At 45.2% G+C, this 26,537-nt stretch carries 18 protein-coding genes; 4 read left to right on the forward strand and 14 right to left on the reverse strand.

Annotated elements, in window-relative coordinates; translation table 11 throughout:
• Positions 1-224: 224 nt before the first annotated feature.
• Both ACRD7P_RS06320 and ACRD7P_RS06325 read right to left on the reverse strand, forming a co-directional pair.
• The gene (locus ACRD7P_RS06320) at positions 225-1,691 is read right to left on the reverse strand and encodes a T9SS type A sorting domain-containing protein (RefSeq protein ID WP_430906684.1); all 1,467 of its coding nucleotides are present in this window, start codon (positions 1,689-1,691) and stop codon (positions 225-227) included.
• A 231-nt stretch (positions 1,692-1,922) separates the two neighbouring features.
• Entirely contained in the window at positions 1,923-3,377 is a 1,455-nt protein-coding gene (locus ACRD7P_RS06325) for a TlpA family protein disulfide reductase (protein WP_430906685.1), read from the reverse strand.
• A gap of 108 nt (positions 3,378-3,485) precedes the next feature.
• Between ACRD7P_RS06325 and ACRD7P_RS06330 the strand changes: the two genes are divergently transcribed.
• Positions 3,486-4,604 carry a DsbA family protein gene (locus ACRD7P_RS06330; protein WP_430906686.1) on the forward strand — a complete coding sequence of 373 codons (1,119 nt, stop codon included), beginning with the start codon at positions 3,486-3,488 and terminating at the stop codon, positions 4,602-4,604.
• 73 nt (positions 4,605-4,677) lie between these two features.
• Here ACRD7P_RS06330 and queG read toward each other — a convergent pair whose 3' ends face one another.
• On the reverse strand, positions 4,678-5,601 hold the full coding sequence (queG, locus tag ACRD7P_RS06335; protein WP_430906688.1) for a tRNA epoxyqueuosine(34) reductase QueG: 924 nt from the start codon (positions 5,599-5,601) through the stop codon (positions 4,678-4,680).
• A 356-nt stretch (positions 5,602-5,957) separates the two neighbouring features.
• Here queG and ACRD7P_RS06340 point away from each other — a divergent pair, with 356 nt between their 5' ends.
• Together ACRD7P_RS06340 and ACRD7P_RS06345 are read left to right on the forward strand one after the other, a co-directional pair.
• Positions 5,958-6,713, forward strand: coding sequence for an ABC transporter ATP-binding protein (locus tag ACRD7P_RS06340; protein WP_430906689.1), 756 nt, complete (start codon positions 5,958-5,960; stop codon positions 6,711-6,713).
• Positions 6,714-6,716: 3 nt separating this feature from the next.
• Positions 6,717-7,895 carry an ABC transporter permease gene (locus ACRD7P_RS06345; RefSeq protein WP_430906690.1) on the forward strand — a complete coding sequence of 393 codons (1,179 nt, stop codon included), beginning with the start codon at positions 6,717-6,719 and terminating at the stop codon, positions 7,893-7,895.
• A 476-nt stretch (positions 7,896-8,371) separates the two neighbouring features.
• On the opposite strand, the gene ACRD7P_RS06350 is transcribed toward ACRD7P_RS06345, so the two are convergent.
• Together ACRD7P_RS06350 and ruvB are read right to left on the reverse strand one after the other, a co-directional pair.
• Positions 8,372-9,703: a cytochrome P450 gene (locus tag ACRD7P_RS06350; RefSeq protein WP_430906691.1), complete on the reverse strand. Its 1,332-nt coding sequence runs from the start codon at positions 9,701-9,703 to the stop codon at positions 8,372-8,374.
• 78 nt (positions 9,704-9,781) lie between these two features.
• Positions 9,782-10,804, reverse strand: coding sequence for a Holliday junction branch migration DNA helicase RuvB (gene ruvB / locus ACRD7P_RS06355; protein WP_430906692.1), 1,023 nt, complete (start codon positions 10,802-10,804; stop codon positions 9,782-9,784).
• Positions 10,805-10,998: 194 nt separating this feature from the next.
• On the opposite strand from ruvB, the gene ACRD7P_RS06360 reads away from it, so the two are divergent.
• The gene (locus ACRD7P_RS06360) at positions 10,999-13,263 is read left to right on the forward strand and encodes an acyl-CoA dehydrogenase (RefSeq protein WP_430906693.1); all 2,265 of its coding nucleotides are present in this window, start codon (positions 10,999-11,001) and stop codon (positions 13,261-13,263) included.
• Between the two features lie 95 nt (positions 13,264-13,358).
• On the opposite strand, the gene ACRD7P_RS06365 is transcribed toward ACRD7P_RS06360, so the two are convergent.
• From ACRD7P_RS06365 to ACRD7P_RS06405, 9 genes are all read right to left on the reverse strand, one after another.
• Complete coding sequence (locus ACRD7P_RS06365) at positions 13,359-14,180, reverse strand: GIN domain-containing protein (RefSeq protein ID WP_430906695.1); 822 nt, start codon at positions 14,178-14,180, stop codon at positions 13,359-13,361.
• Between the two features lie 291 nt (positions 14,181-14,471).
• Entirely contained in the window at positions 14,472-16,295 is a 1,824-nt protein-coding gene (locus ACRD7P_RS06370; RefSeq protein ID WP_430906696.1) for a cytochrome c oxidase subunit I, read from the reverse strand.
• A 68-nt stretch (positions 16,296-16,363) separates the two neighbouring features.
• Positions 16,364-17,458, reverse strand: coding sequence for a cytochrome c oxidase subunit II (locus tag ACRD7P_RS06375; protein WP_430906697.1), 1,095 nt, complete (start codon positions 17,456-17,458; stop codon positions 16,364-16,366).
• 30 nt (positions 17,459-17,488) lie between these two features.
• Positions 17,489-18,832: a quinol:cytochrome C oxidoreductase gene (locus ACRD7P_RS06380; protein WP_430906698.1), complete on the reverse strand. Its 1,344-nt coding sequence runs from the start codon at positions 18,830-18,832 to the stop codon at positions 17,489-17,491.
• A 16-nt stretch (positions 18,833-18,848) separates the two neighbouring features.
• Positions 18,849-19,409 carry a c-type cytochrome gene (locus ACRD7P_RS06385; protein WP_430906699.1) on the reverse strand — a complete coding sequence of 187 codons (561 nt, stop codon included), beginning with the start codon at positions 19,407-19,409 and terminating at the stop codon, positions 18,849-18,851.
• Between the two features lie 2 nt (positions 19,410-19,411).
• Positions 19,412-19,945 carry a DUF3341 domain-containing protein gene (locus ACRD7P_RS06390; protein ID WP_430906700.1) on the reverse strand — a complete coding sequence of 178 codons (534 nt, stop codon included), beginning with the start codon at positions 19,943-19,945 and terminating at the stop codon, positions 19,412-19,414.
• 2 nt (positions 19,946-19,947) lie between these two features.
• Positions 19,948-21,693, reverse strand: coding sequence for an NrfD/PsrC family molybdoenzyme membrane anchor subunit (gene nrfD / locus ACRD7P_RS06395; protein WP_430906701.1), 1,746 nt, complete (start codon positions 21,691-21,693; stop codon positions 19,948-19,950).
• A gap of 48 nt (positions 21,694-21,741) precedes the next feature.
• Complete coding sequence (locus tag ACRD7P_RS06400; RefSeq protein WP_430906702.1) at positions 21,742-24,915, reverse strand: TAT-variant-translocated molybdopterin oxidoreductase; 3,174 nt, start codon at positions 24,913-24,915, stop codon at positions 21,742-21,744.
• A 33-nt stretch (positions 24,916-24,948) separates the two neighbouring features.
• A complete protein-coding gene (locus ACRD7P_RS06405) occupies positions 24,949-26,346 on the reverse strand; it encodes a c-type cytochrome (RefSeq protein ID WP_430906703.1) in 1,398 nt (465 codons plus the stop codon).
• Positions 26,347-26,537: the final 191 nt, after the last annotated feature.

A 26,537-nucleotide genomic window follows, 5' to 3' on the forward strand; every position in this document is an offset into this window, starting at 1 on the left:
CGAACCGGTTTTACCAGTGCGCACGACCGTCCTCAAAAATCGTTTGGACCTTACCGCCATTGTTATTAAAACCTGCGAATTTTTAACTGTATCGCTTCAAGAATTATCCGTATTGCAAAAGCCTATCTATCGTTTCTTCTCAGCTGTCTAGAAATGCGAAAACCCCTGTCCATATTAGTGAACAAGGGTTTTCAATTGTACTTGGGTAAACTTTTAAATAGGCTTTACTCGATCACGATTTTTTCCGTTCTCACATTTGTGCCGGCACTACTGACCTGCATTAAATGAACGCCCGTTGGCAAGTTGCCTACAGCAACTTTTTCACCAGCGATCATATTGTCACGCTCCATTAATAAACGACCGTCCAAGCTAAAGATTTTGACGGAGAACTCATCCAGCCCCTCTATGCTGATAAAGTCAGTGCTAGGGTTGGGGAAGGAGGCAAATTCATATTCGCCCTCTGGTGCCAAACTTGCTTGAAGATTACTTCCATTTGTCTCACCGGTATACTCGAGCGTCCATTTCTGCGATGACCAAGACGTGTTCTCGGCATGTACCTTGGCATTACCCCCATTTTTATCGGTGTCCGCCGTTAGGTTGTTCTTCCCCCACTGTACTTCCAAGCGGTAGATACCACCATCTTTCTTCAATTTCCATTTTTGGGACGACCACCCTGTATTCAAGTTGTTCAATGTCACGTTCGCATTATTTTTATCTCCTGTCGCGTGAAGGTATTTTCCGCCCCATCGGCAGTAAAAACGATATACACCATTGCTAACTTTTTTAGCCACCCACTGTTGCGACCATTGACTGTTGTCTTTGTTGGCCAAATCGACATTCGAACCAGCTTTATCATTGGTAGCGTGCAAATATTTACCACCCCAGCTACATTTCAACCGATAAATACCATTCTCGATCAAGTCATTACCGCCACTTGGAGGGGGAGTAGGATTGCTACTTTCCGCTACCCGTTGCATGTCATTGCCGGTCAACGTAAAGCGCCCTCCCGAATCAGGTCCTACTTCTGCGCCGACCTCGGTAAAATAATAATACACGTCAGGTGCTATACCTTTGCTCCTCCATGCTTCCCAAAGACAATCGATATCGGTGGTTCCGGAAGTACGTGGTGAATTTCTCCAGCATCGGATGGAACGCCCTAAAATTTGGTACTCGCAATCGTACATTTTATAGGTAGATCCAGAACAATTAGGGGTTTCACCAATATATTTGCACCAGCTTGCGTAATTATTCTCCTCGTACGATTTTTCATGAACATACAATTCATAAAGGTTGTCGGTACGCCAATCACAGTCGTCGGTCGTTTTTCCCCATGAAACGATAGCCAACCGATGATTGCCATATGCATTGGAAAAACTTCCATTGTAGGATACCTTAAAATCCTTGGTATTCGAAAGTCTGTAATTTTTATCGCAGAATCCTTCTTTTTCCAAAAGTAATTGTGACCAGGCACCGGTATTCGACCAGTCCCATTGTGCCCAGGTAACACAGTTGTTGTACGACACGCAGTCGTTGCTCCCCATGGCCCCTCCGTTAAAAACGGCCATTTGAACGACCCAATCGCCACAGTCTTCTTTTTTTGATTGGCCGCACCATCCCGCAGCGAACATTTGAGTGCCAAAACAACCTAGGAACACCCATAAAAACAAATTGCTTAAACGTTTAAATTTCATGATAAATTGATTTAATGGTTAAGGAGTTATTTAGATTGTAAAAAAATTGGTCGGTACTATTAAAAAGTTATTAAAACTACATATAAAGCATGAATACTACAAAATTTTTGTTAAAAAATTTTCAATTTAACTTTTTCACCCCTACAAAAACCACTGAAAAAAATATGATAAAAATATGTTTGAATTCGGGATAACCCACTGCCAAAAAGGGTATTACAAAAATTTGAGAAATTATGCTTTCGACAACTCTAGAAGTACGCTTTCCAAATCGGAAAGTTTCATATCAAAATGGCTTGTTGGGGGTGCGGGAGCACGATATGCCCGTAATGCACCCTGCTTGTCGAAAATAAAATAGGCCGGGTAGGTGTTTATTTTATAGAAGTTCAAAAAGGAAGCTTTTTCAGGATTCTTAATGTAATAATGGTCTTCTTTCATTTCGCTCAAACCCCTTATCTGATCCCACAATCCATCCGTTTTATCAGTAAGCGCCACCTGGACCACTTTTACCGGTTCCTTTTCGAACCTTCTCTTCAATTTTTTAACCGAAAACTTTGGGCGATAGGGATAATCGGGATACCAATCCACCAACCAAACCTCTAAATAGACCACCTCGCCCTTATAGGTGTCCAACATCTCGTTAAAAGACAGCGTTTGGGCTTCCGGTGTTTCCAATTGTAGACCGGCAAAGGTGCTACCGGAAACCTGAAACAGGGTTTCTTTTTGTTCGTTGTAGGCGTTGATCGCTTTTTCGACCGAGCGTTTGGCACTGCTACTCGCTACAACATCCCGAAACGTTTTATGCTTTTCCTCATCATACTTCTTGGAAAAACGCAACTGGTTCGCTAAAAACTTCGCCAGTACATGATCTCTGGTATCTCCGGAAAGGGAATCGCGGGTGAACCGCCACATTTCTTCTTCAAGATCAAATCCCTGAACAGTATCTTTCGACGCCAATCTTCCTCTTACATACCCAATGACATCCTGCAAATACCGGTGGGACGGCAACTTTTCGTCCGACATAAATTTTTTTGGGTCAAAGGCGTCTTTTACTTTGGAAGGAAGCGCTGTTTGCAAAAGACTGTCTTGATTGCCCCGGGCCAACAAGGTCGCATAGTCGCGTAGGCTGGTATCATAAAAAACAGCGTCGTCTACCGTAATATAACGCTTAAATTCTTTGGAGAGTCGGTATTGTGTACGCATTCGTTTTCGTTCGTTCAACGTAACCTCGAGTCCTTCGATAAATTCCTGCAATGATGGCCGATCCCGCTTAGAACGCGCCACAAACCCTTCGTTCCAAAGCCCTTTCAACTCAAGATCGTACAAATACCGATTGTTCTCCGCACCTTCTCCGGAAAACGATATGGAATCTTTATCGAGGGTTATTTGTAGTTGATCATCGGGCAACAAACAGATGTAGTGAAAAAAGTCGCCATGGATAAGCGCCCCGGTAGTTAAGGTGTCTACCGAAAAATCAAATGTAAACGCTCCATTTTCATCCATATCGGCAAAATAGGTCTTCTTTTCGGCAAGGATAGGATTCCCGATAAGGTTGATCATCCGCACATTGCTTAAACGTTTATCCTGTGAGACCCCGTTAACCATGGCGGCAGCCTGTTTTTGATCTTCGTCACAGGAGATGAACAACAGCGTAAAACAAAAAGATACTAGAATTTTTAACTCTTTCATGCGATATAATATTTAAACGGAATGCCTATATTTCGAAAAAATAGCGGTGTTTTTAAACTCAACTTAATACTGATCTGTTCAAAAATACCTAAAATTAAATAAGCAGCTTTGAAAAAAAACAACGCCCCCATTAACTCCCTAAAGCACAGAGCAAACCGCACATTTAAAAAGACATTTAAACGTTTATCCGATAACAATTTATGGCTTAAAACGGCATTTGTACTATCGGTCGTCTTCTTTTTTACGGCCTGTACGCCAAAGGGCGAAGAAAAGAAGGGACCCAAAACTGTCAGTAGTACGGTAGCGCCGCAACGAACCGTGGCCGCTATTGTGGAAGGGGACACTATTTTCTTGGAAACCATAGATGAACTGGCAAAAAAAGAATTGTACGAGGTTCGTAGTGAAGTATTGTTCGATCAGGTGACACAGACGATTCTCAACAAAGAGGCCAAAGCCAAGGGAATTAGCAATGAAGCACTTATTGCCAATGAAATAACGGCCAAGCTCCAGCCGATTTCCGAACAGTCCATTGTAGGTTATATGCAGGAAGGCTATGGTTTTAGCGGAACGGCAGATCCGAACTCGAAACTGTACCGCGAGTCAAAAGAATTTTTGGAAAACGAACAATTCGAAAAAGCACAGGCAGCGTACATAAAAGACTTGGTGGCCACTAAAACCGATATCCGAATTTTATTAAAAGACCCGGTATCTACAGAAACCGTGGACCTTCGTGAAATGGTGAGCTACTCTAGGGGAAATCGAGCGAGCCCCATAAAAGTTGTGGTCGTTTCCGACTACCGTTGCGAAAGTTGCAGAAAGGTCCATGAAGCACTGGAACCGCTCTATGCAAAATATGAGCATGCCGTAGAATTTTATGCGGTACTGTTCACCGAGAGCATGACATTTGCAGAACGTGCCAGTATGGCCGCCGGGGAACAGGGCAAGTTCTGGGAAATGCACGATCTGCTGTTCAAAAACCAAGACGTCCTCAACGATACTATGATCCGTGGGTTTGCCGTACAACTAGGACTCGATATGGAGATTTTTGACATGGACGCGGAAAGTGATGCGGTCGTGAACATCATCAATTCCAATATTGAAATGCTCCGATCGAACGGCATCGTTGGCGTACCCACCATCATCATCAATGATAAACTGGTGCCACAGGGATATGGCGTACCACATATCGAAGCCATCCTCAAAAGAATGGTCGCTAAAACGCAGTAGTTGGAATCTTTTTTGAAGCCATAAGGAAACATGATACCATTTCTAACGTAACATTACCCAAGTAAAAATGGTATTACTTTTTTAAAAAATCGATATTTCTTTGGAGTCCTTCGAACTTTGTTCGCTTGACCGCGGATTTTTTGAAGACCTTCTGAAAGACATCACGGGTGATTTCTTCCCAATCTTTTTTGGACATGGAAAGCAATTCCGGGTGGGGATCAAAAAGCGGTTCTTGATGGGGTTTTGAAAAACGGTTCCAAGGGCAAACATCCTGGCAGACATCGCAACCGAACATCCAATCGTCAAAACTTCCCTTAAATTCCCCAGGAATACTACTTTTCAGTTCGATAGTAAAATAGGAGATGCATTTGCTACCATCCACCACGTAGGGTTCGGTAATCGCCTCGGTAGGGCAGGCATCGATACAAGCGGTACAAGTGCCACAGTGGTCGGTTACAGGGGCATCGTACGCCAGCTCCAAATCCACAATCAGTTCGGCGATAAAATAGAACGATCCTACTTGTTGCGTTAGCAGGTTACTGTGTTTTCCGACCCAACCCAGTCCGCTTTTGGCGGCCCAGGCCTTGTCCAATACCGGTGCGGAATCCACGAAAGCCCGCCCGTTCACTTCCCCGATGGCTTCGCTAATGAATTCCTGTAATTGGCGCAGTTTCGATTTGATCACATGGTGGTAATCCTGCCCGTAGGCATATTTGGAAATCTTGTAATTCTCCGTTTCCGGTGATGCCTCCGGATAGTAATTCAACAAGACCGAAATAACGGATTTTGCGCCATCTACCAGCAAGCGCGGATCGAGCCTTTTATCGAAATGGTTTTCCATGTACCCCATTTCTCCATGCATATTTTTCTCCAGCCATTTTTCCAATCTCGGGGCCTCTTCCTCCAAAAAATCGGCTTTGGAAATACCACAGGACAAAAACCCAAGCCGTTTTGCCTCGGTTTTGATCAGTTGCGTATGTTTTTCTTTTAAACTCAAATTATCGTTGAGGGACTTTTTCTTAACCCATCGCCAGCCAAGTTGGAGGTAGGCACCAAACCTATCACCAATTCAGTACCACAGCTGGGCCAAGGGCTACCCAAGTAATACCATTTTAACGTTGCCCAAAGATACCTTTTTGATCTTGATATCGGTCCGCTCCTTTTATCCATAGTACCCAAGATCGCTCCTAGAACTTCGGAATACTAGTTTCCAGCGACTGACAGCTAGTTCTATTGCCTGAAAAATACACCTATGGCTTTTGGAAAAGTTCTTTCATGCATTAAAAAACAACGGAAAGCTGTAACAATTCTCATTTTTGACTACTAACGGAAGGTAGCCAATAGCGATAATATATGATTGAAATTAAAAACCTGACCAAATCCTTCCAACTAAAAAGTGGTAAGGGATTTAAAAAAGAGACCGTTACGGTAAATGCCGTGGACGACATTTCCTTTACCTGTCGTCCCGGAAGAATTTTTTCATTGTTAGGGCCCAACGGCGCGGGCAAAACCACCACCTTAAGAATGATCGCCGGAATTATCGACCCCACTTCGGGTACCGCAACGGTCGATGGTGTGTCCCTTTCCAATGGAGCGGACGAAATCAAAAAAAGGATCGGTTTTCTAACAGGTTCTACCGGATTGTACGAACGTTTGAACCCCGACGAAACCATCGATTTTTTTGGGAAAATTTATAAGTTGCCCGCAGCACAACTGCAAGAACGAAAAGAGTATTTGTTCGAAAAGCTGGGCATTAACGCCTTCCGTAAAAAAAGGGCGGGCCAGATGAGTACCGGTATGAAACAAAAAGTGTCCATTGCCAGAACATTGATCCACGACCCCGAGGTTCTCATATTCGACGAACCTACTTCCGGACTCGATGTCATCACCGCCGATAGTATTATCGATTTGATCCGGGAATCCAAGGCCAACAACAAGACCGTGATCTTTTCCTCCCACATTATGAGCGAGGTGGACCTCTTGTGCGACGATCTGGCAATTATCAATAAAGGAGCCATCATTTATAACGACTCTTTTGACGCGTTTAAAAATGACATGCAGGCCGACAATCTCACCCAAGAGTTCATTAACCGTATTAACCGATCTTAGACCATGAACGATTTACTACTTATTATAAAAAAAGAACTCTCGGAACTGTTAAGGGACAAAAAGACGATTATCAATTCCATTGTGCTGCCTACGCTCTTGGTTCCCATTTTGTTGTTCGGGGTGTTCAAGGTCACCAAAATGATCAGCAAGAGCGAAAGCCGAAAGACCGTAAAAATTGGTTTGGTAAACGCTCCACAGGATTTTGTGACCCTTGTTAAAAAAGACACGTTGAACCGCATTACACACTACGACGAATCCATCGATTTTAAGACCCTGATCGCCGACGATTCCATACAGACCTCAGTTGTTTTTCCTGCGGATTGGAAACGGCAAATGGATAGTCTGGCCACTGCTTCCGTCGCCATATACCGTAACGGAACCAAAGAGAACGTTAACCAAAGGGTGACCGCTATGTTGGAAACCTATAATGCCGGATTAAGGGAAGGGCGTATTGCACAATTGCAGATTCCCATTGCGAAAATGACTCCCTTTAAAGAAAATTATATTGAGGTGAGCGAACAGAAAGAGCTTATCGGAAAACGTATCGGTGGCTTTATCCCTTACCTTTTTATCTTGACCATGTGGGGTGGCTGTTTGTTGGCGGCCATAGACCTGGTTACGGGAGAGAAAGAACGCAAGACCATAGAAACCACGCTATCCCTACCCATTTCCAAATTTAAGGTACTCTTGGGCAAGGCCATTGTGGCGTCCATTCTAGGTTTCGTCCCTGCACTGTTGAACCTTATTGGACTTATTGTCGGCCTCAAACTGATTTCCGACATTCCCGATACTTTTAAGACGGCCCTCAATGAGATGCTCTCTTTTCAATCCGTAACCATGATCATGCTGTTGCTGATTCCGTTCGCCTTGTTTCTGGCCGGTTTTATTATTGCTTTGGTTGCGGGCGCCTCAACGTTTAAAGAGGCCCAAAGTAAAGCGACCCCCATCATCATGCTCATCATCATTCCATTGGTGCTAGCCATGATGCCGGGCATCGAACTTACCTGGGCTACCGTACCCATACCGGTATTGAATATCGGGCTAGGCGTAAAAGATATCATGGCGGGCACTATCGACATGCTGCAGTATGTTGCCATTCTGCTCTCACTGGTCGCTTTTGCAATCGCCGCGATTTATTTTAGTTATCGGAAGTTTTCCGATGAAAATGCGATTTTGAAGTAATGCACATGCTCAGGAGGTGAAACAAAACGTAGTGAACTTGTCCCTACAAGCACTTCTAAAAACATCTTGGCCCGGTCCTCGACAGGCTCGGACTGACAGGACGTTTGTTATTTGGTGGTATGGTCTCTTCATCTGTACTCTTTCAGCGTAGCGGTATTTTTCAATTAACAATGAACAATTAGCAATTAACAGTGGTTAGTGGTTAGTAAAAAGTAATTGGTAAAAAGTGGTTAGGAGCAATTCTAGTTTTGAATTTAATATTTGAGCTTGAATTTGATTTTTGTATTTGTATTTGACACTTGAACTCGTCTTTTCTCCTTGTTCCTTCAGCGAAGCGGTCTTTTTTCAATGAACAATGAACAATTAGTAATTAACAATGGTTAGTGGTTAGTAGTTGGTAAAAAGTGGTTAGTGGCAATTCTAGTTTTGAATTTGATATTTGATATTTGAGCTTGAACTTGACACTTCAACTTCCCCTATTCCCTAGGCTCAAATTTCACCGGTACACTTTCGGGCTTTAGGGAAATCAATGGATTTAGCACCACTTCGTCCAAGGAGGTGGAGAGCCGAAACTTTTTCACCAAAATAGCTACGGTCATGATCATTTCGTACATCGCAAAATTGTTGCCCACGCACATGCGCGGTCCGGCACCGAACGGAAAATAGTAATCCGAAAAGTCCTTTTTATTGGATACGTGGAAGCGCTCCGGTCGAAAATCATCAGGATTTTCCCAAAATTCGGTATGCCGGTGCAGCTCGTAAATACTCATCAACCAAACGGTCCGTTTTTTAAAATGATGTCCGTCAATGGTGTCATCATCCAAACTCACCCTGTCGATCACATATACCGGCGGATACAGTCGCATCGATTCCTCGATGCATTGTTTGGTAAAGGGCAACGCCCCTAAACTGGCCATCAGGTCTCCATTTTCAAAATCCGTTTCCTTGGCCTCGTTGTACAGTTTTTCTTGGATTTCGGGATGTTTGGCCAACAAAAACAGGGTAAAACTTAAGGTATTTGCAGTGGTTTCGTGCCCCGCGGTAAATAAGATCAATACTTCATCGATCAACTGTTTTCGCGGCATGGGCGTACCATCTTCGTATCGCGCTTGCAACAACATATCCAGCAGGTCGTCTTTCTCCGTATCGGAATCGACACGTTCCTGTATGATCTCGTTCAATAGGTGCTGCGCATCCTTGGAAAGTTCCAAATGATGATTGATCGCTCCCGTAAGTTGAAACCACCATTTCAGATAGGGTTGCCGCATCTCCTTGATCAACATTTTTTGATTGGTGGTGGTAATGTCCTGTAGTTTACGCATTCGCGCCCGAATGTCCCCGGCACTAAAAAGCGATTTTGCCACTACTTGAAATGCCAAATCGCCCATAAGCGGAAATACGTTCATCGGTTTTCCGGTAGGCACTTCGGACAATTCTTCCGTTATGGCTTCCAGCATCATTCCCAACAGCCCTTCCAACTTTTTTTTGTGAAATGCGGGTTGTACCATTCTGCGGTGTACCCGCCAGAATTCTCCGTTAGAGGTCAAGAGTCCCCTACCGATATATTTGGCTAGGTCTTTTGTCTGCAAGGAAGACTTATGATAGTTCTTTTGGTTTTTCTGCAAAATGTGTTTGATGGTAGTCGCGTTGCGGGTAAAAACCACCTTGTTGCCCATCCCGATGTTTACCATAAAGGTGTCCCCGTACTTCTCAAAATTCTCATTGTGAAAGGGCAACGGATTGGATAAAATGCGTTTCCGGTTTTTGAAAACCGTTAATTGGGATACCGAAACCAAGGGTTTTTGCATAGTGGGGGATATTTTGGTAGGTGTTGTTTTAAAAGTGGACAACTTTTTCATAAACTACCTTTATATATTGAAGCGGTATTAAAAAAGTCCAGGTTGGGTTCCTCCCTTGATCCTGCCCAAATGTTTGTAGGCCAACTCGGTCACTTCCCGACCCCTTGGGGTGCGCATGATAAACCCTTGTTGGATCAAAAAGGGTTCGTACACTTCCTCTATGGTTTCCGAACTTTCCGAAACGGCGGTGGCCAAGGTGGTAATGCCGACCGGGCCTCCTTTAAATTTGTCGATGATGGTGGTCAAAATCTTATTGTCCATTTCGTCCAGACCGTGCGCATCAACATTCAGCGCTTTCAGACTAAATTTTGAAATAGCCATATCAATATTTCCATCTCCCTTAATCTGTGCAAAATCGCGTACCCTTCGCAACAACGCGTTGCAAATTCGCGGTGTACCTCGGCTCCGCCCAGCGATTTCAATAGCCGCCTCATTGGTAATGGGCACTTTTAATATTTCGGCACTACGTTCCACAATGGTGGACAACAATTCGGTAGAATAGTACTGCAAACGGCTTTGAATCCCAAAACGGGCCCGCATGGGGGCCGTAAGCAACCCGGAGCGCGTAGTGGCCCCGATCAACGTAAAAGGATGTAGGTTGATCTGCACGGAGCGCGCATTGGGTCCCGTTTCGATCATAATATCAATTTTATAGTCCTCCATGGCCGAATACAAATACTCTTCTACGACCGGACTCAAACGGTGGATCTCGTCGATAAACAATACATCACGTTCGTCAAGGTTGGTCAACAGCCCGGCAAGATCACCGGGCTTGTCCAACACCGGACCCGAAGTGATTTTTATGCCCACGCCCAGTTCGTTGGCCAAAATGTGGGCCAAGGTGGTCTTTCCCAAGCCGGGAGGTCCGTGGAACAAGGTATGGTCCAAGGCCTCACCACGTTGGTTGGCCGCCTGAACAAAAACCTTTAAGTTTTCCAACACCTGTTCTTGACCGGTAAAGTCGTCAAACGTTATTGGTCTCAACGCTCTTTCGATATCGAATTCTTCGTTGGAAAAGCCTTCCGTAGTCGGGTCTAAATGTTCATTCATCCTTACAAATATACTGGAAATAGCGATAGTTATAAAGGGGCAATGTATACCAAGTTCCGCTGCCGAACGTTGTAAAGTACGGGCACCTTGCTTACGCATAAAATTCGTAAATTCAGACAGGGCAAGACCAACACTGATTTTACCGGTAAACCCATCTGAAAAACGGAAACCTGCCATTCACATAAAATACACGAATGAAAAAAAGTACTTACTCTCCCGGCGTTTTACAATACATCCCTTTTTTCTATGTGATATGGTCCGATAACCTGGTATCGGCCTCGGAACTGAACGTAGTTCAAAAAGCCATAGGCGAGGACAGCTCCCTTGACCCGGCGGACCGTAAAACCTTGAACGGACTGCTGGACGTAAACCGGCCACCGTCCGATACGGAACAAAAGCAATGGAAGCAACTGATAAGCAATTCCAAAGTGCATTTGGTGGAGCGTGATACCTATCCCTTGGCCACTTTTAGCCAAAACGTGGTCTGCCATTACGAAGCACAGTGCCCGTTTAACGAACAGCTTAAACATATAGAGGTCAACTTGGGCATACAACCCAATCACTATAATCATTTGTTCGATGTGGCAGTAACCCATGAGGTCACTTCCAATTTCTATGACGCAAAAGAAATCGACATCCTCTTGAAAGGGAAGCATGCAAATGTAATCGATACCTTCCGTGCCGTGCTTGACGACCCTATTTTTAAATGGGACATTCATCGGACCAAGGAGGAGTTTCGGGAAGTCGTATTAAAACAGGTGCAATTTTTGGCCTACAAAGGATACGGGGCCATGGCCTACCCCGAAGCTTACGGAGGTGCCATGGACATGGAAGGTTATGCCACCATTTTTGAAAATATGATGTATGTTGATGGTAGCCTCACCATCAAATTTGGTGTTCAGTTCGGACTGTTTGGCGGCAGTATACAGAAGTTGGGGACCAAGAAACACCACGACCGGTATTTACAAAAAACCGGGGAAGCCAAGTTATTGGGTTGTTTTGCCATGACCGAAACGGGACACGGTTCCAATGTTCGCGGAATTAAAACGACCGCCGTTTACGATAAGGGCACTGACAGTATCATTATCCATACCCCAGGAAAAAATGACAACAAGGAGTATATCGGTAATGCGCTGCATTCCAAAATGGCATCGGTATTTGCGCAATTGATCGTTGACGGAAAAAATGAAGGCGTGCATGCCATATTGGTACCCTTGCGGGATGCCGATCACCAACTGCTCCCCGGTGTCAGGGTCGAGGACAACGGATACAAACTCGGACTTAACGGAGTGGACAATGGTAAAATATGGTTCGATCAGGTTTCGGTACCGCGAGAAAACCTGTTGAACAAATATGGTAACATAACCGAAGCGGGGACCTACTATTCGGAAATCAAAAACCCGAACAAACGATTTTTCACCATGTTGGGCACTTTAGTCGGCGGACGCATTTGCGTGGCCCGAGCGGGTTTGGGTGGCGCTAAAATGGCCTTGGCCGTTGCCGTAAAACACGCCTTAAAAAGAAGGCAGTTCAATGACAGCATCAAGGTACAGGAAGATCTGTTGATGGATTATCCATCACATCAGTTGCGATTGACCCCCTTGGTGGCAAGTGCCTACGTGTATCAGATTACCCTCGATAAAATGATGGCGGTCTACTGTGACGATTCCCAACCGGACAAGCGAAAGGTGGAGACCCAGGTAGCCGGTCTAAAATCGATCATTACCTGGTATGCCAACGATGCCATACAGGAATGTAGGGAGGCATGTGGCGGAAAAGGATACTTGATCGAGAACCGAATTGCCGATCTGAAGGGCGATGTCGATATTTTCACCACCTTTGAAGGGGACAATAATGTATTGCTGCAACTGGCGGCCAAAGGGGTGCTCTCCGATTTTAAGGCCGAATTCAACAGTGCCGGTTTTACGGCAGTATTAAAATTGTTGGGCAGCCGTTTGAACGACAAGTTCAATACCATGAACCCTGCCTATACCAATAAAGTGGACAAGGACCATTTGTACAATCCAAAATTTCACAAACATGCCTTTGACTACCGTACCCGTAGGCTCACCTACACACTTGCCATGCGTATTCGTAACTACATCAAAAAAGGGATGCCCTCATACCAAGCCTTCCTAAAGGTACAGAGCCATTTATTAATGTTGGGAAAGGCGTACAGTGTTGAACTGGCCTACCAAACGTATTGCGACTTCACGGAGAACATTTCAGATGGCAAAAACAAGGAATTGTTCCAAAAGTTGGGAACCTTGTACGCCCTTTCCGAAATTCGAAAAGATGCCGAGTGGTATTTGGAACAGGGATACATTGGCGGAACCAAATCCAAGGCCGTACGCCAGCGCGTAGAACGGTTGTGTACGGAACTACGGTCCCATATCGGGGTTCTAGTGGACGGTTTTGGCATTCCGGACCATTGCATGAGCGCACCTATTGCCAAGTAAATGGTATAAAACAAGTAGGGAGCAGCCCTTGAACGGCAGGGTTGTACCATTATTACTTTGAAACGGTCTTATACCATTTTAACTTTGAAATAGTATTACTTTTCCTTATGCAGTTGTGAAGTATCCATAAATTCCAAAATTTCAATTGCGGGATTCCCGCTCAGGTAGGTCTTTGATGAACCTTTGGAAGTCAGTTCAAAATCGGTCTCCGCGTATACCCTCGCACTAGGCGAACCCTCGGCAATAACCTCTACCCCTTCCGCGTCCAGTTTTCTGGCTTTGAGGTTCGCATTGTCAAAAAGCAATACGGAAAGAATATGGGTGGTACCGTCCAAGGTAGCGGCGGAGTTCTTCTCCATTGTTATGGTACTCCTTTGTGTAGTGGTATACATTCCTACATCCACACGATCTTTCAATTTTACATCCAAGGTATCGGCTTTAATGCTCAGGTCGGCGGCACTATTCCCCTCCATCAATACTTTTACCAGACCCGCATCCATTCCCATCTCCAACTTGGAAGATCCGTACATGGCCACTTCCACGACATCACCGGCAACAATGTCGGTAGTCTCCATTTTACCTTCACGTAGGACAATACTGTTCAGCGAAACGTAGTCGACCGAAATCTCCAGTTTTTTCTTTCCCGTAATCTTATAGAAAGAGCTTACCTCCAAGGTACCGTCCTTTACTTTAAACTTGAGCACATCGATGAGATTATCGTCGGCCGTTATCGAGTATCCTTCTTCATTTGCCTTGCGTAAAACGATATCTAAATCATCGTTCAATACTATCGCCTCAAATGGCGGGAGGCTTTCGGAAACGCTAACAACACTTCTATTACCCTTAATTTTGGGCTTACGCTGGGCATATGTCTGACAACACAGCAACACCATTATTACGACGACCAATCTTTTCATTTACATGTACTTTGGATTATGCCACGCTACCATATAAGGCATCTTTATAACCGTCCCGTTTCAACTCCAATCCTCTTGAGACAGTACAACGCAAAACTGTAACAGTATCCCCAAAATGGGGAAAAACATTCGATTACCTAACATTACAACTATAGCTAACGGCATTTAAAGATATTATAAATTATAATACCATTTTAACTTTGAAATGGCATAATGTTCCTATACCATGGGGTAACAATAAAAATGCCCAACTTGTTCAGTTGGGCATTTTTACTTTATATTTTCTTTACGTTAGTGGTTGAGTTCTTCCTCATCCTCTTGTAAAGGAACCGTTTGCGGCACAAAATCCTGGCCGGGTATAATGTATTCCCCGTTCTCGTCTACCTTACTGTAATCATAAGCCCAACGGTGTACCTCGGGAATCGCTCCTGGCCAGTTGCCATGCATATGCTCCTGTGGCGTTGTCCATTCCAAAGTATTGGACTTCCAAGGGTTTTGAGGTCCTTTCTTTCCGTAAAAAATACTACTTATGAAATTGTAGACGAACACCAGCTGTGCCAATCCTGCGATAATAGCAAATACGGTCATTAATACCTGTACATCGGTAAGTTCGTCAAACATTGGGAAGGCAGTGTTCTGATAATACCGCCTAGGTACGCCGGCCATACCTACAAAGTGCATCGGGAAGAATACCCCGTAGGCACAGATTGCGGTTACCCAGAAGTGTACATAACCCAAATTTTTATTCAACATTTTACCCTCGAACATTTTAGGGAACCAGTGGTATACTCCGGCGAACAATCCATATAGTGCGGATATCCCCATTACCAGGTGAAAATGCGCAACAACAAAATAGGTGTCGTGTACATTAATATCGAGCGTACTGTCCCCAAGGATGATACCGGTAAGTCCTCCCGTAATGAAAGTGGACACCAGACCAATGGAAAACAGCATCGCGGGATTCAGCTGCAAGTTCCCTTTCCATAGGGTAGTAATATAGTTAAATGCCTTTACCGCCGAAGGTATCGCTATCAACAAGGTGGTAAACGTAAACACCGATCCCAAAAACGGGTTCATTCCGGAAATAAACATATGGTGCCCCCAAACAATAGTGGATAAAAATGCAATTGCCAAAATAGAGGCGACCATTGCGCGGTACCCAAATATTGGTTTACGCGCATTGGTAGACATTACTTCGGAAGTAATACCCAATGCGGGCAACAATACGATATATACCTCGGGGTGACCCAAAAACCAGAACAAATGCTCATATAAAACCGGTGATCCTCCCTGGTAATGCAACACTTCTCCCTGTATAAAAATATCGGAAAGGAAGAACGACGTTCCAAAACTACGGTCCATAATCAACAACAATGCTGCTGACAGTAGTACCGGGAATGATATTACACCAATAATAGCCGTAACAAAAAACGCCCAAATGGTCAAAGGAAGTCGCGTCATCGACATTCCTTTCGTTCTAAGGTTGATTACCGTTACGATATAGTTTAGCGATCCCAAAAGTGAGGAAGCGATAAAGATGGCCATAGACACCAACCACAAGGTCATTCCCATTCCGGAACCGGGCTGTGCCATGGGCAATGCGCTCAAAGGTGGGTAGATCGTCCAACCTGCAGCGGCAGGGCCCGCCTCTACAAAAAGAGAGAGTACCATGATGACGGACGATACGAAGAACATCCAATACGAAAGCATATTCAAGAAACCGGACGCCATATCCCGTGCCCCGATTTGTAACGGAATCAAAAGGTTACTGAACGTACCGCTCAACCCAGCCGTCAATACAAAGAATACCATTATGGTACCATGAATGGTTACCAGTGCCAAATAAATATCGGCATCCATGACACCTTCGGGTGCCCATTTGCCGAGTACCGCCTCGAACAATGGAAAGGACTCTCCAGGCCAAGCCAATTGCATTCGGAACAATAACGACATTGCGATACCGATAAAGCCCATAATCAACCCTGTAATCAAATACTGCTTCGCGATCATCTTATGATCTTGGCTGAAGATGTACTTGGTTACAAAAGTTTCCTTATGATGATGGTGTTCATCATGGGCGTGATCGTCTACATGGGCATGTGCTGTTACCGACATAACTTTGATTTTTAATTTATAATTTTCTCTTTATAGCCTTATTTAATTGATACCGTAGGTTGGCGAACTCAGTCTGCCACCGCCACGGTCTCTTCTTCGGAGGAAGGGGCGGTTCCCGCCATGGTTTCCCCGAAGGTTTTTTGTGATGCCATCCAGGCATCGTACTCCTCTTGCGTTTCCACAATAATGCGCATTTGCATGTTGTAATGTGATTTACCACATATTTTATTGCAAAGCAAAATATAATCATACTCCCAAGGGTCCGAATTGTCTTCCCCTTTGGCTGCTCGCTGCGCCCTAATGGCATTTGTACGCTTTACCTTTTCAATAACATCGGAATCCCTACGGATTTCCTCTGTTGTTTTTATGGGTGTAAATGAAAACTCGGTTGTCATTCCGGGCACACAGTTCATCTGCGCCCTAAAATGCGGCATGTACGCAGAATGCAAAACGTCTTGCGATCGCATTTTAAAGTTCACCTTTCTGCCTACGGGCAAGTGCAGCTCTTTTACAATGACATCGTCCGTAGCGTAGCTATCGCCCTCATCAAGTCCCATTACGTTTGCCCGATCGATATCGATCATCCGAACATTGGCCTTACCCAGTACATTGTCCTCACCTCCGTAACGGGCGGTCCAATTAAACTGTTGTGCGTAGAGTTCCACCATTAACGGATCGTCCTCATCGTTCACGTCCATAATGTTGGTCCAGGTGTATAATCCCCAAAGGATCAAGCCCGCCAAAACGATTACGGGAATGATTGTCCAGATAAATTCCAAACGATCATTATCGGCATAAAAAAGCGCTTTGTTCCCTTCCTTACCACGATATTTATATCCAAAATAATGCAGTAGTGCCTGTGTTATGGTCTGTACGATAAAAATAATCACAAAGGATACCAACATGAGGTAATCATATTCCCCACCGTGCTCCGATGATGCTTCGGGAAGTAAAAACTTAGAATACTTCCAAAAACTAAAAATGGTGATACCGTAAATGAATATCAAAAAGGCAAACAACATGTAACCGTTGTTCTTGTTATCGGTATCGTTCGCAATCTCCCCGCTCTCTGTTTTGAGTTGTGTCAACTCAAATATCTTGGTCATTTGCCAAATGGCGATGCCCACTAATACCAGAACAATAAATATCATTAATGTCGTCATCGTATGTTAAACTATTGTACGTTAATCTTATTAGTAATGAAAATGCTTACTTTCCTCAATAAACGGATTCCGTTTCGGTTCCAACGGTTGCGTTGCCAATGCCCTGAAAATCCAAAAAATGAACAACCCGGCAAAAAACAATATCCCTCCGATTTCCGGTATTCCAATAAACCATTGGTCACCTACCGTAGCGGGCATGATGGCATTGAATATATCCAAATAATGTCCGGCCAAAATTACGATACCGGCCATGATTACGAACCAGTTGATACGTTTGTAATCGCTGTTCATCAGCAATAATATCGGGAAGAGGAAATTCATAGCGATCATTCCGAAGAACGGTAGTTTATAATCCGCGATACGGGTTACATAATAGGTAACCTCTTCCGGAATATTGGAATACCATATCAACATAAATTGGGAAAACCATAGGTAGGTCCAAAAGATACTGATCCCGAACATGAACTTTGCCAAATCGTGGATATGACTATCGTTAACGTGTTCCAAATGCCCTTTGGACTTTAGATAGATAGTCACCATAGCGATTACCGTTATTCCGGACACGAACATACTGGCAAAAATATACCAGCCGAACAACGTACTGAACCAGTGTGGGTCGACACTCATAATCCAATCCCACGACATCATGGATTCGGATATCAGATAAAAGACCAAAAAGGCTGCGGAAATCCTAAAGTTCAATTTAAAGTTGGCATTATCGGAAGCTTCATCCTGTCGTAACGATAACTTTCTGGAGTACTCCCGGTACAAGATCCAACCACCTAAAAATATGGCGGCCCGAAGCAAAAAGAACCATCCGTTCAAATATCCGGATTTTCCTTTTATCAACGCATCGTGCTCCACCACCTCTGGATCCATCCATACGAACAGGTGATTCCAGTGCAATACGGACATTACCAGTATCACGAACATGATAATCCCTCCGGGAACCAAATAGGAAGTAATGCCCTCCATTACCCTAAAGAGCAATGGTGACCATCCTGCCTGAGCGGCCCGCTGTATGGCATAAAAGGCCAGTACCCCGAGCGCGATCATAAAGAAAAAGAAGGCGGCCACATACAACGCGGCCCAAGGACGATTTTGCAATTGGTGCAATACGTGTTCACCGTGCGACATTTGATGTCCGCCGGCCGCATGTTCCTCACCATGGCCTACCGCTTCATGGTCTGCAGCAGCAGCATGGTCCGCAGCTGCTCCGTGACCATCTCCATGACCGTCATGATGTGAGGCGACCATCTCCAAGGCCTCGGCTTCCGTACTAGGTGCACCGATAAATCCTATTCCCATACATAATGCCCCTACGGCCATTAGAATAAAGGAACCAATTTTTAATCTATTTGAAATCGTGTACATATCGTTGTTCTAGATCTTATTTTGTTAGGTCTTGTTTCAATTTCATCACATACTCCGAAACCTGCCACATTTCGTGGTTGTTCATTTGGGAAGCGTAAGAGCCCATGGAGTTCAATCCATACTGAAGTGTATGATAAGTAGTTCCTACCGTTATGTTCCGTGCAACATCGTCGTAACTGGGAACTCCCAAAATCTTCTCTTGTTTAACCAACCAACCTTGACCGTTTCCTTTGTCGCCGTGACAGATGGCACAATAAATGGTATATAGCTGTCCTCCGGCGGCCAAATTCCCGTCACTCTGCAACGAATCCAACGGACTGACATTCAACCGTGCCAATTCCTTACCTTCAGGGGTATTCTCAAAACCATAGGGCATCCAGCCCCTGGAAATCGTTCCTTCGACCGGTAACATTGCCTCCTGTCCGTTTGGAAGGAAATCAACCTCTTGATAGGTTTCATAGCCTACCGCCTCATACATATTCGGCATGTATTGGTAGTTGGGCTTGCTTTTGTCGTTACAAGACGCGAACAAGGCAACCAAAATGGTCACGACCCCTATTTTTTTAAAACTGTTCATAATCAATGACTGTTTTTTTCTGATATATTGATTTCTACCGCTCCCGTGTCGGCCAACAAATCCTGTAGCTCTTGCTCATTATCGTGAACTTCTATTTCCATTACAAAATGGTCGTCCGTAGTTCTTACATCCGGGTTTTCGGCTTCCTTAAATGGCCATAACCTACTTCTTAGGTAAAATGTGATTACCATTAAATGCGCTGCAAAAAACACGGTAAGCTCGAACATGATCGGTACAAAGGCAGGCATGTTCTCCAAATAACTGAAGCTTGGTTTTCCACCGATATCCTGTGGCCAATCCTGGATCATGATGTAATTCATCATTACGATGGCCACCGTTAACCCTACACAACCATATAGAAAAGCAGTTATGGCTATCCGCGTCGGGGCCAATCCCATTGCCTTGTCGAGTCCGTGAACCGGAAATGGACAGTATACCTCCTCAATATGATGTTTCGCCGCCTTGACCTTTTTAACGGCCAACATCAATACATCATCGTCGGTATAATAAGCGTGTAATACTTTATTCGCTGACATACTTATTTTTTAGCATTTAATAGTTTCGCCTGACCGGCCCAATCGTCCCTTTGTGCGCGCCCGGGGAAAGCTCCGGTCAAGGAATCCAACAAATCGTACTCCTTTGAAGTCATTCGGCCCACTTGCACATAGGTATATATCCCAATTTCGTTCAGGGTTTCCTCCATCTTTGGACCTACCCCTTTGATTTTTTTCAAATCGTCCGGCGTCTCTTTGGTCGCATCAAAGGTACCGAGCGTTCCGAGCAGTTCGTTTACCCCTACCTTATCACCTACGGTAGGCACGACCTCTCCCATCAGCACATCATCGGTAATCAAATCCTCTTTGGCGATCGGTTTTTGTTTTTCTATGGTATACAACGGTTTCCCGGAATCCCTTAATTTCTTATAACGTTCACCGGATGATTTCAATATCGATTTCACCTCCGCCTGAGCGATCACAGGGAACGTTCTGGAATATAAGAGGAACAATACGAAGAAGAAACCAATGGTACCGATGAAAATACCGATATCCACAAATGTCGGCGAGAACATTGTCCAAGAAGACGGCAAGTAATCGCGGTGTAACGAGGTAACGATGATCACAAAACGTTCGAACCACATTCCAATGTTTACCACAATCGAAATAAAGAAGGAGAACATAATGCTCGTACGCAGTTTTTTGAACCACATGAACTGTGGCGAGAACACGTTACAGGTCATCATCGCCCAATACGCCCACCAGTAAGGCCCGGTAGCCCGGTTTAGGAACGCATACTGTTCGTATTCGACACCGGAGTACCAAGCCACGAACAATTCCGTAATGTAGGCACAACCGACTATAGATCCCGTAATCATGATTACGATATTCATCAACTCTATATGCTGAACCGTAATATAGGCTTCCAAGCTGCACACTTTACGCATGATGATCAAAAGCGTGTTCACCATGGCAAATCCGGAGAAAATTGCACCCGCAACAAAGTACGGTGGGAAAATGGTCGTATGCCAACCCGGTATTACCGAGGTAGCAAAGTCAAAAGATACGATGGTATGTACCGAAAGCACCAAGGGTGTCGCCAAACCGGCCAATACCAAGGACACTTCCTCAAAACGTTGCCAATCTTTGGCTCGCCCACTCCATCCAAAGCTCAAAAGACTGTAGATTTTTTTCTGAAAAGGCAATACCGCTCGATCCCGGATCATGGCAAAATCGGGGAGCAAACCGGTCCACCAAAACACCAAGGATACGGATAGATAGGTCGATATCGCAAATACGTCCCATAACAAGGGAGAGTTAAAGTTCACCCATAACGATCCGAACTGGTTGGGTATCGGAAGTACCCAGTAGGCCAACCATGGCCGACCCATGTGGATGATAGGGAACAGTCCTGCCTGTACGACCGAAAATATGGTCATTGCCTCGGCCGATCTGTTGATGGCCATTCTCCATTTCTGACGGAACAATAATAGTACCGCGGATATCAACGTACCGGCGTGCCCGATTCCTACCCACCAAACAAAGTTGGTAATATCCCAAGCCCAGTTGACCGTTTTATTCAGTCCCCAGGTACCGATACCTGTTGAAATGGTATAGATAATACAGCCTACACCCCAAAGAAATGCCACCAAGGCAATGGAAAAAACTATCCACCAGTGCTTATTGGCCTTCCCTTCTACCGGAGCGGCAATATCGACCGTTACGTCGTGATAGCCTTTGTCTCCGACTACTAAGGGTCTTCTAATAGGTGCTTCGTAATGCGACGCCATAGATGTATATTATAATTACGTTACTTACTTTATTGTATTGGTTGTCTTTTAAGCTTCGTTGGTATTCCTCACCTTTACATGATAGAATATGTTCGGCTGCGTACCGACATGCTCCAACAAATGGTACATCCGGTCGCTTTGGGCCAGTTCGGACACCTTGCTTTCCTTATCGTTCACATCACCAAAGATGATCGCCCCGGTACTACAAGCCGATGAACAGGCCGTTTGGAACTCCCCATCTTCAATAACACGCCCGTCCCTTTTAGCATCCAAAATGGTTTTCTGTGTTTTTTGGATACACATCGAACATTTTTCGATGACCCCTCTGGATCGTACGTTGACATCGGGATTGACGACCATCTTTCCAAGGTCGTTGTTCATATGATAATCGAATTCCTCATTGTTATTGTAAAGGAACCAGTTAAAACGTCGCACTTTGTATGGGCAGTTATTCGCGCAGTATCGGGTACCGACACAACGGTTGTACGCCATATGGTTCTGTCCCTGTCGGCTATGCGATGTTGCCGCTACGGGACATACGGTTTCGCAAGGCGCGTGGTTACAGTGCTGGCACATAACCGGCTGAAAGGCCACTTGAGGATTCGCGGAAGGATTCTCCAACTCTCCAAAACCGCCTAAGGAACCGTTATCTCCGGACAGACCGCTAAACTCGTCCTTTTTGATATTATCCGCCTCAAAACTTTCCTCGGACGAATAATACCTATCGATGCGCAACCAGTGCATATCCCTCGACTTACGGACTTCCGCCTTTCCGACAACGGGTACGTTGTTTTCTGCATGACAGGCAATGACGCATGCCCCACAACCTGTACAGGCATTTAAATCGATGGACATGTTAAAATGATGCCCTATGGAACGGTCGAAGCTGTCCCAAAGGTCTACCGACGTAGCGGGTACTTCTTGATGATCCAGTGAAACCACTGGTTGAACGTTCCATTCTGCATGGTCTTTGGTATTGAATATCTCCAAGGTCGTTTCCTTGATGATATCGCCACGCCCCATAAGCGTTTTATGCAATTGGATGCACGCAAACTCATGCATTCCTGCAGCCTTTTCGATACTTACCGACTGAACGGATTTGAAATCCTGATACAAAGGGTATGCATTCACACCGGTCTGCATTTCCGTTTTCATCCCTACTTTTCGGCCATATCCCAAAGAGAGCCCCACGGTTCCCTTTGCCTGACCCGGCTGTATGATTACCGGTACATTGTTTACGGTAACACCATTAACGGTAACGTTGGCATAACTACCGTCCAAACCGCCATTGGCCACATTCTCGTTCTCAAAACCTTTTGCAACGGCATCCGCTTTTGAAACGGTAATATAGTTGTCCCAAGAAACCCTTGTAATAGGATCAGGGAATTCTTGCAACCAGGGATTACCGGCCTGTTGACCATCTCCCATGCCCACCTTGGAATACAAAGTAAGCTCCATATCCGCCGGACTGGTGTTCGCCAATGCCCTTGCGGCACTATCGGCACTTACCCTAGGAGCCGCAACAACTTCCTCGACCACTGATTCCGTTTCGATATCGGACACTTCCGCAGCATCGATCTCCGTTTCCTCAATAGGAACGATTACAATGTTTTGCTCCACTATATTCACTTGTTCCCCGGGAACAAACACACCATCGTGCAACGCTACGTTCCAATCGGTACCGTTCAATAAAAAGGTCGTCCAGGTCTGTTTTACGTAGTCGTAATAAGTAGCTTCACTACCCATCCATTTTAATAGGCAACCTTGAAATTGACGGGTATCGAAAAGCTCCCGAATGGTAGGCTGTACTAAGCTATAATGTCCTTTTTTAATCTGGACATCGCCCCATGATTCCAAGAAATGGTTTCCAGCGGCGGCATATTGCACTACTTCGGCCGTTTCGTTATAATTGGTCGTACACAGTACGGATAGCCCAACATTTTTAATGCCCTCGGCAAAATCGGCACTGTTCGGAAGGGTGAACATCGGGTTGACCCCGTCCATAATCAAAGCTCCTACTTTGCCCGCCTTCATATCGGCGACAAGCGTATTTACCTGCTTGACATTTCCCTGGCGCACATAACGTGGTGCGGCGGCATCAAATGCCTTACTGCCCAACATTTCGTTAATGGCCAAAACCACGGCTTGCACATTATCATCGTCAATACCACTGACGACAACGGCGCCGCTTTTATTTTTTCGTATTTGAGCGACTACGGAGTCCAACGCTTTTTCTACATCGGCACTCAATTCGCCCCCTACATTTGTTCCGTTCAGCTTGGCATACAATTTTGCCAAGGCGATTTTCTGCATGGATGGGGACAATGGCACACGCTTATCGGCGTTGGCACCGGTCAATGACATATTCGCCTCGAACTGCACGTGGCGCGACATTTTTCCATTTTTTGGAACCCTTCCCTTGGCATAGCTACTATCATAACCGCCCCCTTGCCAATCACTGAGAAAATCGGCACTAAAAGAAACGATCAATTCCGCTTTTTCAAAATCGTAATCGGCCAAAGCGCGTTCCCCATATCGTGATTCAAATGCGGTAAGTGCCGCATCCTCGGATATTGCATCATAAACAACATGCCTTACGTTTCCATATTTGGCACGAAACTCGGCAACCAAACGTTCCGTTGAGGGACTGGCATAGGTCTGTGTCAACAACACGATCTGTTTTCCACCGCCCTGTAACGACCCTAGTTTGGAACGTACGGAAGCATCCAACACATCCCATTCCACCGGCTCACCATTGGCCAACGGCCCTTGCAATCGCGTACTATCGTACAAGCCTAGAACGGACGCCTGAACACGTGCATTGGCACCTCCGCCGATCTTGGCATCGGCATTGTTCTCTACTTTGATCGGACGACCTTCCCTGGTCTTTATCAGAATACTGGCAAAGTCGAAACCATTGGCGATCGTTGTGGCGTAATAATCCGCAACACCGGGAACGATACGATCCGGTTGCACCACGTAGGGAATGGACTTTACCACAGGTCCCTCACAGGCCGCAAGCGTAGCCGCCGCGGTACTAAAGCCTACATACTTCAAAAAATCCCTCCGATTGGTATTCGTAGCCGATAAATTTTCTTTATCACCCAAGAATTCATCCACGGGAATCTCCTCCACAAATTCGTTCTGCTTTAGCGTCTCAACAATGGAATCGTTCGGATTGAGCTCCGCTTCGTTTTTCCAATATACTTTGTTTGATGCCATACGTTTAGTTCTGTATTTAGCTACTTGTTCTGATTAATAGTGACACTTTCCACATTCCAGACCACCCATTTGGGCCGCCGTCAAATTCTCCACACCATATTTCTTGGAGAGCTCCGCGTGTATTTTCGTGTAGTACTCATTGCCCTCGACCTTAACATTGGTCTCGCGGTGACAATTGATACACCATCCCATGGTCAAAGGGGAATATTGGTACATGATTTCCATTTCCTCCACCGGACCATGACAGGTCTGACATTCGATACCGGCAACGGACACGTGCTGCGAGTGATTGAAATAGGCAAAGTCGGGAAGGTTATGGATACGCACCCACTCTACCGGCTGGCTCTTACCGGTATATTTTTGATTTTCCTCGTCCCAACCAACGGCCTTGTACAATTTTTTGATCTCGCCGGTGTAAAACTCGTTGGTATACCCGTTGGCCAAATCTTCCTGGCTCGGCCCCTCTGCGGTACCCTTGTATTCGTAGATGGACTTGTGACAGTTCATACAAACGTTCAAGGAAGGTATTCCGGAATGTTTGGATACCCGCGCGGAAGAGTGACAGTATTTACACTCTATCTTATTGGTACCCGCATGTATTTTATGGGAATAATGTATTGGTTGAATTGGGGCATACCCTTGATCCACACCCACCTGCATCATCCATCCGTAGGCAAAATACGCACTACCTAACAACAAAAAGATGACCGACACCAAAACCAAAAACTGATTTTGCGCGAAGGCCTTCCAAATAGGAGTACGCTTCTTGGTCTCCTCCTTGGCAACCTCCACGCCATTGGCCTCCATCACCCTCCGAAGGGTTTTGTTAACGGAGTACAACATTACGATCAACATGGCGAACACTAACGCAAGCGCACCAAGAATCAAGTTGTTGGAAACGCCCCCACCTTGATCCGCAGAAACCACAGGCCCTACATTAGCGACCTCGCCGCCACCTTCTGGCTTCTTATCCCCCTCGGCGGTATACGCCAAAATATTGTCGATATCCGCGTTGGAAAGGGTTGGAAAAGCGGTCATTGCCGCTTGGTTGTATTCGTTGTAAATTTTTACGGCATAGGCGTCGCCGGACTTGATCATGCCCGGACTGTTCTTGATCCACGCATACAGCCACTCTCGATCCAAGCCTTCATTTTCCGCCAATCGCGCTTCCACGTTCGCCAATGCAGGACCGGTCATTTTCCGGTTGAGGGCGTGACAGGCGGCACAATTTTGATTAAACAACGTTTTGCCTTTTGCGGCATCGCCACCACCAGCATAGGCTTCCGGCGCCGCTGCAGCTTCTTCTACAACCGCTTCCGCAGTCTCCGCACCCTCTTCCTGACCGTTGACGGCCAAAGAGAAAAACAAAGAAACGATAACACTAAGACCGAATGGCTTTACTACTTTGTGGAGGTACTGAACCTTTCTCATAAATTGCATATTTCAACCTACTTTTGGCACGATTTTCCCAGTAATTACGTTGTTCTTGTAACTTGGTTTTATCAACACCCAAATTGCTTGCAAAAATACGACATAGACTTTATTTGGAAAATGTTAACGGTTCTATAATCCATAATTTATAACTGTTCTAAATAAGTGTTTTTGTTTCTGTTTGATCTTTA

Origin of the sequence: Maribacter sp. 2-571 (genome assembly GCF_050589625.1) — a bacterium.
GTDB lineage: Bacteria > Bacteroidota > Bacteroidia > Flavobacteriales > Flavobacteriaceae > Pelagihabitans.